This window comes from Xanthomonas sp. WHRI 10204, from assembly GCF_040202875.1.
GTDB lineage: Bacteria > Pseudomonadota > Gammaproteobacteria > Xanthomonadales > Xanthomonadaceae > Xanthomonas.
The window spans coordinates 316691-329356 of the sequence record NZ_JBEGDW010000004.1 but is presented as its reverse complement, the minus strand read 5'-3'; the positions used below and the strand labels follow the sequence as shown (position 1 = coordinate 329356).

At 65.9% G+C, this 12666-nt stretch carries 11 protein-coding genes; 7 read left to right on the top strand and 4 right to left on the bottom strand.

Going from position 1 to position 12666, the window contains the following annotated elements:
- Positions 1-400 precede the first annotated feature (400 nt).
- The 3 genes from ABQZ00_RS21635 (at position 401) to ABQZ00_RS21625 (ending at position 3728) form a co-directional block, all read left to right on the top strand.
- Positions 401-784 carry a hypothetical protein gene (locus ABQZ00_RS21635; protein WP_161961720.1) on the top strand — a complete coding sequence of 128 codons (384 nt, stop codon included), beginning with the start codon at positions 401-403 and terminating at the stop codon, positions 782-784.
- 56 nt (positions 785-840) lie between these two features.
- Positions 841-2106 carry a TolC family protein gene (locus ABQZ00_RS21630; protein WP_323539037.1) on the top strand — a complete coding sequence of 422 codons (1266 nt, stop codon included), beginning with the start codon at positions 841-843 and terminating at the stop codon, positions 2104-2106.
- A gap of 350 nt (positions 2107-2456) precedes the next feature.
- Entirely contained in the window at positions 2457-3728 is a 1272-nt protein-coding gene (locus ABQZ00_RS21625; protein WP_323539036.1) for an efflux RND transporter periplasmic adaptor subunit, read from the top strand.
- A gap of 277 nt (positions 3729-4005) precedes the next feature.
- On the opposite strand, the gene ABQZ00_RS21620 is transcribed toward ABQZ00_RS21625, so the two are convergent.
- Entirely contained in the window at positions 4006-4290 is a 285-nt protein-coding gene (locus tag ABQZ00_RS21620; RefSeq protein ID WP_323539073.1) for a hypothetical protein, read from the bottom strand.
- Between the two features lie 143 nt (positions 4291-4433).
- On the opposite strand from ABQZ00_RS21620, the gene ABQZ00_RS21615 reads away from it, so the two are divergent.
- From ABQZ00_RS21615 to rpmG, 4 genes are all read left to right on the top strand, one after another.
- Positions 4434-7649 (top strand): efflux RND transporter permease subunit, encoded by a 3216-nt coding sequence (locus ABQZ00_RS21615; protein WP_323539035.1) that lies wholly within the window; start codon positions 4434-4436, stop codon positions 7647-7649.
- Positions 7646-8293: a cation efflux transmembrane domain-containing protein gene (locus ABQZ00_RS21610; RefSeq protein WP_323539034.1), complete on the top strand. Its 648-nt coding sequence runs from the start codon at positions 7646-7648 to the stop codon at positions 8291-8293. The genes ABQZ00_RS21615 and ABQZ00_RS21610 overlap by 4 nt, the downstream gene beginning before the upstream one ends.
- Before the next feature lie 260 nt (positions 8294-8553).
- The gene (gene rpmB / locus ABQZ00_RS21605) at positions 8554-8790 is read left to right on the top strand and encodes a 50S ribosomal protein L28 (RefSeq protein WP_002809459.1); all 237 of its coding nucleotides are present in this window, start codon (positions 8554-8556) and stop codon (positions 8788-8790) included.
- A gap of 13 nt (positions 8791-8803) precedes the next feature.
- Complete coding sequence (gene rpmG / locus ABQZ00_RS21600; RefSeq protein ID WP_002809462.1) at positions 8804-8971, top strand: 50S ribosomal protein L33; 168 nt, start codon at positions 8804-8806, stop codon at positions 8969-8971.
- A 331-nt stretch (positions 8972-9302) separates the two neighbouring features.
- Here the strand turns inward: rpmG and ABQZ00_RS21595 are convergent, their stop codons facing one another.
- The 3 genes from ABQZ00_RS21595 to ABQZ00_RS21585 all read right to left on the bottom strand — a co-directional run bounded on the left by ABQZ00_RS21595 (position 9303) and on the right by ABQZ00_RS21585 (position 12615).
- Positions 9303-10325 (bottom strand): amidohydrolase family protein, encoded by a 1023-nt coding sequence (locus ABQZ00_RS21595; protein WP_323539033.1) that lies wholly within the window; start codon positions 10323-10325, stop codon positions 9303-9305.
- Between the two features lie 570 nt (positions 10326-10895).
- Positions 10896-11951, bottom strand: coding sequence for a 4-oxalomesaconate tautomerase (locus ABQZ00_RS21590; RefSeq protein ID WP_323539032.1), 1056 nt, complete (start codon positions 11949-11951; stop codon positions 10896-10898).
- Complete coding sequence (locus ABQZ00_RS21585; protein ID WP_115563363.1) at positions 11944-12615, bottom strand: 4-carboxy-4-hydroxy-2-oxoadipate aldolase/oxaloacetate decarboxylase; 672 nt, start codon at positions 12613-12615, stop codon at positions 11944-11946. Before ABQZ00_RS21585 ends, ABQZ00_RS21590 begins: the two co-directional genes overlap by 8 nt.
- Positions 12616-12666: the final 51 nt, after the last annotated feature.

Sequence of the window (12666 nt, the reverse complement as noted above, 5' to 3'; positions counted from 1 at the left end):
GCAACGCTTTATCGGCCATTTGGCACACCAGATACACCGCCTCGACGGTCCATCCGCCTCCTTCCGGTGGCTGTGAATTGGTCGGGACTGCGTCGCGGCCAGGTCCGCTCCTACAAGTCAGCAGGACCAGCCGATTTTGCCGAAGCCAAGCTGTCGTAGGAGCGGCCCCGGCCGCGATGCCGTCCCGACTTCCGCAACGCGTGATCGGCCATTTGGCACACCAGACACACCGTCTCGACGGTCCATCCGCCTCCTTCCGGTTACCGTGAATCGTTCGGGACTGCGTCGCGGCCAGGTCAGCTCCTACGACGGTTGCCGGTGAGCGCCTTGCGATCCGGACCGGCCACTGCGCTCCCGGATGCGATTGTGTAACTGCCCTGGCCCCGATACGCTGCGTGCCATGTTATTTCGACGCGCCCGCTTATTGCACCCTCTGTTGCGCCTGATGGCGCTGGCAGTGCTGGTCATGGGCGTGCTGGTCGCGCCGGTGGCCTGTGCGCTGGGCGATGTGCATGCGCTGGCGCACGACCAGGCGCATCTGGACGACAGCGCGCCGCACGGTCACGACGGCGCCGATGAAGACGATGCCGGCGAGCGCGATGGTGCTGGCCTGCTGCATGCGTTGATGCACAGCGGTTATTGCCATGGGCATAGCCCGGCGATGCTGCCTGCCATCTCCTGGGGTCCACTGCCGATGCGCGCACACGCGCAGCCGGCCGCGCTGACCTCCGACTACCGTTCGCATCTGATCGATACCTTGTTGCGGCCCCCGATCGCGGCCTGATGCCTTGCCGGCGGCTGCCGGCCTGTCCATCGATCCCGATTCGCGGAGATACCCTCATGTGGTTGCGACTGGCGGCACTTGCCGCCCTCGCGGTCGTGCCGTGCGCCATGGCGCAGGACGTACCGCCCCAAACTGTGCTGACCCTGGACGACGCCATCGCGCGCGTCGCCGCCAAGCACCCCGATCTACGTCTGGCCGACGGCCAGCGGGCCGTGCTCACCGCCGAGGCGCAGCGCGATGCGTTGCGCCCGCCGCTGCGCGTTGGCGCGGAGATCGAAAACGTATTCGGCAGCGGGCCGACCCGCGCGCTGGACCAGGCCGAACTCACCGTCACCCTGGCCAGCGTGCTGGAGCGCGGCGGCAAGCTGGATGCGCGCCGCACCCTGGCGCAGGCGCGCATCGATGCGCTGGCTCCGCAACGTGCCATCGCGCGGTTGGACGTGCTGGCCGACGTGGCGCGGCGCTATCTGGCCATCACCGCCGCCCGCCAGCGCCACACCATCGCGCTGGAAACCCTGGCGCAGCGCCAACGCACCGTGTCCGCCGCCCGCCAGCGGCTGCAGGCCGGCGCATCGCCCGAATCGGTCCTACTCACCGCACAGGCCCTGCAGGCGCGTGCGGAACTAGACCGCGACCGCGCGCAGCTGGAACTGGCCGCGGCACGTCGGCAACTGGCGCTGCTATGGGGCGCGCGCAGCATCGAGGCCGACCAGATCAGCGGCGATGCCTTGCAACTGCCGGCCATTCCCGAGTTCGAGGTGCTGGCGCAGTTACTCGACAGCACGCCGGAGCTGGCACGCCTGAACAACGAGCAGCGCCTGCGCGATGCGCGGCTGCAGCTGGCCCGCAGCCAGGCCAGCCCGGACCTGGACTGGCAAGTGGGTGTGCGCCGGCTCGAAGGCAACAACGCCACCGCGCTGGTCGGCAGTGTGTCGCTCGCACTGGGCAGCGCCGGTCGCGCGCAGCCGGACATCCGCGCCGCGCAGGCCGAGCTGTCGCTGCTGGATATCGAACGCCAATCGCAGGCCTTGCAGCTGTACGCCACCTTGGCCGATGCGCATGGGCGTTACCGCGCCGGCCAGCTGGAAGTGGCGCGCATGCGCGAGGAGGTGCTGCCCGCGCTGGCACGCGCCGATACCGCTGCAGAGCGCGCTTACCGCGCCGGAGCCACCAGTTATCTGGATTGGGCGCAGCTGCAGGCGCAGCGCAGCGATGCACGGCAGCAGCAACTCGCTGCCGCAGTGGAAGCGCAGAGCGCATTGATCGAAATCCAGCGGCTGACCGGGCAACCGTTTGTGGTCACGGCGGAGACGACTCCATGACGACGACCATCCAGATGTACGCGCGGTTGCACACCATCTCGCCCACACCGCTAGCCGCAACCTGCACCGCAGACGCCGCAGACGCCACTCACGTGGGCACTGTTAAGTACACGGAGCCGCCGCGCACGCCGCGCCGAGCCTCACTCGCTGCATCGCTCGGCGCACTTCACGCGGGCAGTGCTACGTACACGCAGCCGCAGCACACGCCGCGCCGCATCTCACTCGCTGCATCGCTCGGCGCACTTCACGCGGGCAGTGCTACGTACACGCAGCCGCAGCGCATGCCGCGCCGCACCTCACTCGCTGCATCGCTCGGCGCAGTGCGCCGGCATTCCAAAGGATCTCGTTCGATGACGCCATACATTTTTACGCCGCTACTGCTGGCGCTGCTGCTCGGCGGTTGCGGCCGCGCCGACGAAGACGCACACGGCCATGCAGACAGCGAGGCTGGTCATGCCGAAGAGGGCGGCAGTGCCGAGCACGCCGACGAGGCCAAAGGCAAACACGGCGGCCGGCTGCTCAGCCAGGACGGCGACAGCGTGGAGCTTGCGATTGCCGAAGATGGCCGCCCGCCGACGTTCCAGGCCTGGCTGTATCGCGATGGCAAACCAGTGCCGGCCAGCGCCGGCAGCGTGGAGGTCAAGACCACGCGGCTGGGGGGCAAGGTCGACACCTATCCGCTGCGTGCGCAGGCCGACGGAAGCCTGCTGGCCGCCAGCGAAGTAGGCGAGCCGCATTCGTTCGATGTGGAAGTGCGCGCCAGCGTGCAGGGCAAGACCCATCGCTGGACCTATTCCAGCTATGAAGGCCGCACCACGATCGCCGCCAAGATTGCGCAGGACGCCGGTATCCGCATGGCGCCGGTGGGTGCCGGCAGCATCGCCGATCAGCACGAAGTGCAAGGCCTGCTGACGCCGGCAGAAGGCGCGCAGGCGCAGGCGACTGCGCGCTTTCCCGGGCCGGTACGCAGCCTGCGCGTCAACGTCGGCGATCAGGTGCGTGCGGGCCAGGTGCTGGCCACGGTGGAGAGCAATCTCAGCCTGACCACCTACTCGGTCACCGCGCCGATCAGCGGCACCGTGCTGGCGCGTAACGCCAGCCTGGGCAGCAACGCGGGCGAGGGCCAATCGCTGTTCGAGATCGCGGATCTGTCGAGCCTGTGGGTGGATCTGCACATCTTCGGCGCCGACGCCGGGCATATCGCCGCCGGTGCGCCGGTGACGGTGACGCGCATCAGCGATGGCGTGGTTGCACAAACCGTCCTGGAGCGCGTGTTGCCGGGCACGGCCACGGCCAGCCAGAGCACGGTGGCGCGCGCGGTGTTGCGAAATACCGATGGCTCATGGCGACCAGGCTCGGCAGTGAAGGCGAGGGTGACGGTGGCGCAGCAGCCGGCCGCGATGGTGGTGCCGGTGGGGGCGTTGCAGCAGTTTCGCGACTGGAATGTGGTGTTCGTGCGCGTGGGCGATGTGTACGAGGCGCGGCCGGTGACGTTGGGCGCGCGCGACGCGCAGCAGGTGGAGCTGGTCTCGGGCGTGTCGCCGGGCGACACGGTGGTGGTGGAGCAGAGTTATCTGGTGAAGGCCGACATCGAGAAGTCGGGGGCATCGCATGATCATTGATCGCGTTGCGGTGGGCGGCATTGCGTCGTCGAGTGGGAGCGTGTGTCGGAGACGCGGATGCATGCCAGATTCAAGGTTTTCGCGCCCTTTCAGGTTAGAGCGAAGGCTTTCACGCCCTGTCGGGCGCGAGTCACTTTTCGTTGCTTGTGCAAGAAGCGCTTTACGGCAGCCGCAGGCTGACCAAAGTAACCAAAACAAAGCACACCCCGTCCTCGCGCCCTCCGCGCTGCGGGTCCGCAAGTCCGGCAGAAATTTTTGTAAGGGACATCCATGTCCCTTACAAAAACGTCGCGCATCCATGCGCGCCGCCCTGCGGGTTGTATCTGCCGGCCTTGCCGCTGCGGTATGGGGCCCCAAACGCAAACAGCACCGGCAACAGCACCAGCACCAGCACCGGCAACAGCACCAGCACCAGCACCAGCACCAGCAACAGCACCAGCACCAGCACCAGCACCAGCACCAGCACCAGCACCAGCACCAGCACCAGCAACAGCAACAGCAACAGCAACAGCAACAGCAACAGCAACAGCAACAGCAACAGCAACAGCAACAGCAACAGCAACAGCCTTGGTGCTGGTGTGCGGATGGGTGTTTGTTTGGCGTGCTGCGTCGCACCGCGATAGGGAGGCCGCGCTGTCGGTCGGTGGCACCACGAGGGTGGCGCGCGGCGCAGTGCGGTGCCAGGAATGCACGGAGGGGCGTGTCATGCTGACCAACATCATTCGGTTTGCGATCGCGCAGCGGTGGTTGATGCTGGCGCTGACCGGGGTATTGATTGCGATCGGTGCGTGGAGTTTTTCGCGGTTGCCGATCGATGCCACGCCGGACATCACCAATGTGCAGGTGCAGGTCAATACCGCAGCACCGGGGTATTCGCCGTTGGAGTCGGAGCAGCGGGTGACGTTTCCGTTGGAGACGGTGCTGGCAGGATTGCCGGGGCTGGAGTCGACGCGCTCGTTGTCGCGCTATGGCTTGTCGCAGGTGACAGCCGTGTTTGCCGATGGCACCGATCTGTACTTTGCGCGGCAGCAGGTGGCCGAGCGTTTGCAGCAGGTCAAATCGCAGTTACCGGCCGAGCTTGAGCCGCAACTGGGGCCGATCGCCACCGGCCTGGGCGAGATCTTCATGTACACCGTGGAGGCCAAGCCCAATGCACGCAAACCCGATGGCACCGCGTGGACGGCGACCGATCTGCGCACCCTACAGGATTGGGTGGTGCGGCCGCAGTTGCGCAATGTGCCCGGCGTCACCGAGGTCAACACCATCGGCGGCTACGCGCGGCAGATCCATATCACCCCGGATCCGGCGCGTCTGGTCGCGTTGGGCTTTACGCTGGATGACGTGGCGCAGGCGGTAGAAGCGAATAATCGCAATATCGGTGCCGGCTACATCGAACGCAACGGGCAACAGTTTCTGGTGCGCGTGCCGGGGCAGGTGGATGACATCGCGCAGATCGGCGCAATCGTGCTGGATCGCCGCGAAGGCGTGCCGATCCGGGTGCGCGATGTGGCGCAGGTCGGCGAAGGCCGCGAGTTACGCACCGGGGCCGCTACGCAGGACGGCACCGAAGTGGTGCTCGGCACGGTGTTCATGCTGGTCGGTGCCAATAGCCGCACCGTGTCGCAAGCCGCTGCCGAGCGCCTGAAAGTGGCCAACGCCAGCTTGCCGGCCGGTGTGCAGGCAGTGCCGGTGTACGACCGCACCGCGTTGGTCGACCGCACCATCGTCACCGTCGCCAAGAACCTGGTCGAAGGCGCCTTGCTGGTGGTCGTGGTGTTGTTCCTGCTGATGGGCAATGTGCGCGCGGCGTTGATCACCGCGGCGGTGATTCCGTTGGCGATGTTGTTCACCCTCACCGGCATGGTGCGCGGTGGCGTGTCCGGCAATCTGATGAGCCTGGGCGCGCTGGATTTCGGCTTGATCGTCGATGGTGCGGTGATCATCGTGGAGAACTGCCTGCGCCGCTTCGGCGAAGCGCAACTGCGACTTGGACGTGTGCTCGATCGCGACGAACGCTTCGCACTCACCGCCGAGGCCACCGCCGAGGTGATCCGTCCCAGCCTGTTCGGCCTGGGCATCATCACCGCGGTGTATCTGCCGGTGTTCGCGCTCACCGGCATCGAAGGCAAGATGTTCCACCCGATGGCCATCACCGTGGTGCTGGCGCTGAGCGGAGCGATGCTGTTGTCGCTGACCTTCGTGCCGGCGGCGATCGCCTTGCTGCTCGGCGGCAAGGTGGCCGAGCATGAAAACCGCGCAATGCGCTGGGCGCGCGGTGTGTATGCGCCCTTGCTGGATCGCGCGCTGCGGCACGGGCGCTGGGTCGGCATTGCGGCGCTGGTCACGGTGGCGCTTTGTGCGGTGCTATCCACACGGCTGGGCAGCGAATTCATTCCCAATCTGGATGAAGGCGATGTCGCCCTGCATGCCTTGCGCATTCCCGGTACCAGCCTGGAACAAGCCATCACCATGCAATCCACCCTGGAAAAACGCATCAAGCAATTTCCGGAAGTGGCGCATGTGTTCGGCAAGCTCGGCACCGCCGAAGTGGCCACCGACCCGATGCCGCCATCGGTGGCCGACACGTTCTTGATCATGCATCCGCGTGCGCAATGGCCGGACCCGCGTAAGCCCAAGGCGCAGTTGGTGGCCGAGATCGAAGCGGCGGTGAAACAACTGCCGGGCAACAATTACGAGTTCACCCAGCCGATCCAGATGCGCATGAACGAGCTGATTTCCGGCGTGCGTGCGGATGTGGCGATCAAGGTCTACGGCGACGATCTGGCCACGCTGGTGGAAGTGGGGCAGCGCGTGCAGGAGATCGCCAGTAGCGTGCCCGGCGCAGCCGATGTCAGCCTGGAACAGGCCACCGGCCTGCCGATGCTGGCGGTGGTGCCCGACCGCGCTGCACTGGCCGGCTACGGGCTCAATCCCGGTGTGGTGCAGGACACCGTGGCCGCTGCGGTGGGCGGGCAGGAGGCCGGGCAATTGTTCGAAGGCGACCGCCGTTTCGACATCGTGGTACGGCTGCCGGAGCAGCTGCGTCAGGACCCGGCCGCCTTGGCGGATCTGCCGATCCCGCTGCGCGGCGATGGCGAGCGTGGCGATGCCGACGAATCCAGCCGCGCGGCCGGCTGGCGCAGCGGCGAGCCGACCACTGTGCCGCTACGTGAGGTCGCCAAGATCGAGACCGTACTTGGCCCGAACCAGATCAATCGCGAAGACGGCAAGCGCCGCATCGTCATTACCGCCAACGTGCGCGACCGCGATCTGGGCGGTTTCGTGGCGGAGGTGCAGCAACGTGTGCAGGCGGAGGTCGCCTTGCCCACCGGTTACTGGATCGGCTACGGCGGCACCTTCGAGCAACTGATCTCTGCAGGTCAGCGCCTGGCCTGGGTGGTGCCGGGCACCTTGTTGCTGATCTTCGCGCTGTTGTACTGGTCGTTCGGTTCGTTGCGCGATGCGGTGGTGGTGTTCAGCGGCGTGCCGTTGGCGCTGACCGGTGGCGTGGTGGCCTTGGCCATGCGTGGGTTGGCGTTGTCGATCTCGGCCGGTGTCGGCTTCATCGCGTTGTCGGGCGTGGCGGTGCTCAACGGCCTGGTGATGATCGCCTTCATCCGTGGCTTGCGCGCCGACGGCATGCCGTTGGAGCAGGCCCTGCGCGAAGGTGCATTGTCGCGCCTGCGGCCGGTGTTGATGACTGCATTGGTTGCCGCGCTCGGCTTCGTGCCGATGGCCTTCAACGTCGGCGCCGGTGCAGAGGTGCAGCGTCCGCTGGCGACAGTGGTGATCGGCGGCATCGTCTCGTCCACCTTGCTCACTTTGCTGGTGTTGCCGGTGCTGTATCGGTGGCTGCATCGGCAGCGATCGGGGCGATCCAGAGCTGTTGTCGCGGCAACGCCACGCGGAGACGGCGCATGAGTAAGTCCTGTTGCGGCTGTGGCAAGACACTGGATGTGGCAGCGATGCAGGCCCGTCAGCGGCGCGTGCTTTGGTGGGTGTTGGCGATCAATGTCGGCGCCTTTGCGCTGATGCTGGCAGGTGCGCTGCACAGTGGCGCCGCCTCGCTGCTGTCCGGCAGCCTGGATAATCTGGGCGATGCGCTGACGTACGCACTGAGCCTGGCGGTGGTGGGCGCCAGCCTGGCGGCCAAGGCGCGGGTGGCCTTGCTCAAGGCTGGGTTGATTCTGCTGGCGGCACTGGCGGTGGCGGCGGAGATCGGCTGGAAACTGGCTCACCCGCAGTTGCCGTTGTTCCAGAGCATGGGCGTGGTGGCGGCGCTGAACTTTGCCGCCAATCTGGCATGCCTGCGCCTGCTGTGGCCGTACCGCAACGGCGACATCAATCTGGCGTCGGCCTGGGCCTGCTCGCGCAACGATGTCTACGAGGGCATTGCGGTGCTGGCTGCCAGTGCGGCGGTGTGGGCGTTCGGCAGCGGTTGGCCCGACCTGGTGATCGCGGTGGCGTTGCTGCTGCTGTTCCTGCGCTCGGCCTGGCAGGTGGCGCGTGCAGCCCTGGTGGAGTTGCGCCAGGTCACTGCGATGGCGCAGGCCGGGGGCGGCTGATCGTCGCCTGCGCACGCGCCGGGCAACGGCGTTGCCCACGTCAACGGGCTCGCCGTAAGTGCTTGCGATACAAGGAATTGCCGTGCATAATGCGCGGCTCGCTGTGCCCGGATCGCTCCGGATGGCGGCACCCAGCGCGATGGGGTTGCCGGCTCGTTCCCAGCGTAAGTTCTTGATTCCCAACGTTGCGTGGCAGCTTGATGCTGTCGGGGCCGCCGCTCCCCAGGCTATGGGTGGCAATTCATTTATCGAGGTGCGTAATGTCCCGCGTATGCCAAGTGTCCGGCAAGCGTGTGCAGACGGGTAACAACGTCTCCCACGCAAACAACAGAACCCGTCGTCGCTTCCTGCCTAACCTGCACGAGCGCCGTTTCTGGGTCGCCAGCGAAAACCGCTGGGTGAAGCTCCGTGTCTCCGCGCATGCATTGCGCACCATCGACAAGAACGGGATTGATGCCGTTCTGAAAGAGCTGCGTGCGCGCGGCGAAAAGGTCTGAGGAGTAAGCAGTCATGGCAAAAGGCAAGCGTGACAAGATTCGTATGATTTCCTCGGCCGCTACCGGCCACTTCTACACCACGGATAAGAACAAGAAAAACACTCCGGGGAAGATGGAAATGATGAAGTACGACCCCGTCGTGCGTAAGCACGTGATGTACAAGGAAGGCAAGATCAAGTAATCCACCGATTACGCGATCTGCATCCAAGCAAACACCCGCCGAAAGGCGGGTGTTTGCGTTTGGGGAATCGATCGCGCCGTGCTCGACTGCCGTAACGCGTTTGATCGGCCAACGTTGATGCACGGGTTGTGTTGCGCCCTGCAAACGTTGGGATGCAGTTTGGTTGGCTGCATTCGTTTCCCCCTGCGGCAGAGGGCGAAGGGCGAAGCGGTGGGGTTTCATTTCTGTAGGCGCGTGGCGACGCGTTTGATATCGCAGGTGGTGACCACTCTCTGAGGCGCCCCCTCATCCGCTCCTTCGGGGCATCTTCTCCCGCTGGGAGAAGGAAGAGCTATAGCCCACGCGCGCGCAATTGCGCGTCCAGGCGTGGATACACGCGCCGTGCATTGCCTTCGAAGACCTTGCGCTTGTCTGCATCGGAGATTGCCAGTGCATCGATATAGCGTTTGGTGTCGTCGAAATAGTGCCCTGTCTGCGGGTCGATGCCACGCACCGCGCCGACCATTTCCGAGCCGAACAGAATGTTGTCGATGTCGATCACCTCGAACAGCAGGTCGATCCCGGGTTGGTGATACACGCAGGTGTCGAAGAACACGTTGCGCATCACGTGCGTGGATAACGGCGGTTTGCCCAACATGTCCGCCAGGCCGCGGAAGCGACCCCAGTGATAGGGGACGGCGCCCCCGCCGTGCGGGATGATGAAGCGCAGCTCCGGGAAATCGGCGAACAAGTCGCCTTCCAGAAACTGCATGAAGGCGGTGGTATCGGCGTTGAGGTAATGCGCGCCGGTGGCGTGGAAATTTGCGTTGCAACTGCCCGACACGTGCACCATCGCTGGGACATCCAGCTCGACCATTTTTTCGAAGAACGGGTACCAGGCGCGATCGGTCAACGGCAGGCCGGTCCAGTGGCCACCGGATGGGTCTGGATTGAGATTGCAGCCGACAAACCCGAGCTCGGTGACACAACGTTCCAGCTCCTGGATCGAGTGCGCGATCGACACACCCGGCGACTGCGGCAGCTGGCACACGCCGATAAAGGTGTGTGGATACAGCTGCACCACGCGGCCGATGAGGTCATTGCAATGCCGCGTCCAGACCTGGCTCACGGCTTCGTCGCCGATGTGGTGCGCCATGGTGCTGGCACGTGGCGAGAAGATCGTCATGTCCGCACCGCGCTCGCGCAGCAGGCGCAATTGATGCTGCTCGATGCTGTCGCGCAGTTGGTCATCGGAAATGTGCGGATACACCGGTGCCGGCAGGTTTGCGTCGGTGTAATGCGCAATCTGCGCCTTGCGAAACACATCGTGTGCAGCGGGTGCGGTGGTGTAATGGCCGTGGCAGTCGATGATCATGGCGATGCTCGTTGAAGTGCGGGTCGGATCCGTCGGACGCGTTCGGGTGGAGGCATGCAGTGTGTGACAGCGGCCACTGCTGCGTGTGCGTCTGCCCAGCCGCCAGTCGCACGCAGTCTCTGAGCGGGTGTGCCATCGCTATGGCCATCCACCACGGCATCTCCGGAATGCGTTTCTCGCGGTGCGCGGCGAACCGACTGCACTGCATCAGTACGTGCATGCCGCTGCAGGTGCATCGTTTCCCGCTTCAAGCTGCACCCCAGGCCGCCCGATGCGCCCACCACGTAGGAGCGCACCCGGGCGCGACCGGCATTCGATCCGCTGCAGGTGCTGCTGCTCCCCGTCTGCCACGCACCTGCCTGGCATATTCCCGGCCGGCAAGGCGTTGCCGAGATGCAACGGGACGTTGCGCCGATGTGCGATCCGCAATGGCACAAGCACACGCTTTCGCATGACAACGCAGACGACACCGCGCAGCGCATCGATGATCGGACGAGTGCAGTGCGCACGCCGCAATCTCCCTGCTCGAACCAGCCTGACGCTGGCAACACAGCGCGAGACTGGCAGTGCTTACCCAAACAACACCCCATCGAACAATTTGCGTGCCGTCCTGACCACCGCGGCGTGCACCACCGCGCCATGTGCATCGCGTTCGATGACGCAGCCGGTCATGCCGCTGGGGTGCTCCACGTCCACCTGCTGGATGCTGCCGCCGTGCAGCTGCGCCAGCGCGTGCGCGGGTGACTCCGGCAGCAGGCACGCGGTGGCGACGGTGACAGCGCCGAGCACACCGATCGACGCATGGCAGCGGTGCGGGATAAACGAGCGCACGCTGATTGCGCCACCGTTGCGCGGTGCGGCCACCAGCATCATCTTCGGCACTGTCGCTGCACTGACATCGCCCAACTGCATCAAGGGGCCGGCCTGCAGGCGAATGGATTCCAGCCGTACTTTGAGTGCGTCATCCGCATCCAGCGTGGCGCGGTCTTCATACCCGCTGATCCCGACATCGGCGGCGCGCAGCACCACGCACGGCATGCCGTTGTCGATCAGCGTCACCGCCACGCCATCCAGCATGTCCACGGCGCGCCCGGTCGGCAACAGCGCGCCGCAGGAAGAACCTGCGATCTCGGCGAATGCCAACGCAATGGGTGCGGCAGTGCCCGGCACGCCGTCGATGCGCGCGTCGCCCGCATACGTGACTCGGCCGCCGGGCGTGTGCACGGTGGCCGTTGCCAGGGTGCCGGTGTTGCGCATGAAGATGCGTACGTCGGTCTGCCCATCGTGCGTGGGCAGCAGGCCGCGCTCCAGCGCGAAGGGCGCCACGCCGGCCAGCATGTTGCCGCAGTTCTGCGCATCGCTGACCTGCGCCTGTTCGACTGCCACCTGCAAAAACAAATAGTCCACATCGGCATCGGCGCGTGTGGAGCGCGACACCACCGCGACCTTGGAGGTGAGCGGGTCGGCGCCGCCCATGCCGTCGATCTGGCGCAGGTCCGGCGAGCCGTAGGCGCGCAGCAGCAAGGCATCGCGTGCGGCAGTGTCGGCGGGCAAGTCGTCGGCCAGAAAAAAGCCGCCCTTGGAGGTGCCGCCGCGCATCCACATCGCGCGCACCTGCTCAGACATAGCGCAGACCCTTGGCCGCCAGGCGCTCGCGCATGGCGTAGATATCCAGGCCCAGTTCGCCGCGCGCCAGACGTTCGCGCTTGATCAGTTCGCGCGCTTCGCGGGCCTGCGCTTCGGCCAGCACGTCGGCCGCGGTGGCGCGCGACACCACGCACACGCCATCGTCGTCGGCCACCACCACATCGCCGGGCTGGATCAGTTGCCCGGCGCAGACCAGCGGTACGTTGACCGAGCCCAGCGTCTCCTTGATGGTGCCCTGCGCGCAGATGGCGCGGCTCCAGGCGGGAAACTGCATGGCGGTGAGGTCGCGCACGTCGCGCACGCCGGCATCGATGATCAGCCCGCGGCAACCGCGCGCCTGCGCTGAGGTGGCCAGCAAATCGCCAAAGTAGCCGTCGCAGCAGTCGCTGGTGGGCGCCACCACCAGCACGTCGCCGGGCTGTAACTGTTCGATGGCCACATGCATCATCCAGTTGTCGCCGGGCGGTAACGACACCGTGACTGCGGTGCCGGCGATGCGGCAGCCGGCGTAGATCGGGCGCAGCCGGTGGTGCAACAGACCGCTGCGTCCCTGCGCCTCGTGCACGGTGGCCACGCCGGCCTGTGCCAGCCCGTCAACGAGGGCGATCGGGGTGCGCGCAACCTGGGTGACGACCTGGCTCATCCATCCATCCTCGTTAGTACTGCGCCGAGTCTGAGCGGCGAGAGTCAATCA

Bases quoted from the DNA above. Each gene is read 5' to 3' on its own strand.
- rpmB (WP_002809459.1), top strand. From the start codon at position 8,554: ATGTCCCGCGTATGCCAAGTGTCCGGCAAGCGTGTGCAGACGGGTAAC.
- rpmG (WP_002809462.1), top strand. From the start codon at position 8,804: ATGGCAAAAGGCAAGCGTGACAAGATTCGTATGATTTCCTCGGCCGCT.
- ABQZ00_RS21610 (WP_323539034.1), top strand. From the start codon at position 7,646: ATGAGTAAGTCCTGTTGCGGCTGTGGCAAGACACTGGATGTGGCAGCG.
- ABQZ00_RS21590 (WP_323539032.1), bottom strand. From the start codon at position 11,951: ATGTCTGAGCAGGTGCGCGCGATGTGGATGCGCGGCGGCACCTCCAAG.
- ABQZ00_RS21595 (WP_323539033.1), bottom strand. From the start codon at position 10,325: ATGATCATCGACTGCCACGGCCATTACACCACCGCACCCGCTGCACAC.
- ABQZ00_RS21585 (WP_115563363.1), bottom strand. From the start codon at position 12,615: ATGAGCCAGGTCGTCACCCAGGTTGCGCGCACCCCGATCGCCCTCGTT.
- ABQZ00_RS21625 (WP_323539036.1), top strand. From the start codon at position 2,457: ATGACGCCATACATTTTTACGCCGCTACTGCTGGCGCTGCTGCTCGGC.
- ABQZ00_RS21615 (WP_323539035.1), top strand. From the start codon at position 4,434: ATGCTGACCAACATCATTCGGTTTGCGATCGCGCAGCGGTGGTTGATG.
- ABQZ00_RS21630 (WP_323539037.1), top strand. From the start codon at position 841: ATGTGGTTGCGACTGGCGGCACTTGCCGCCCTCGCGGTCGTGCCGTGC.
- ABQZ00_RS21635 (WP_161961720.1), top strand. From the start codon at position 401: ATGTTATTTCGACGCGCCCGCTTATTGCACCCTCTGTTGCGCCTGATG.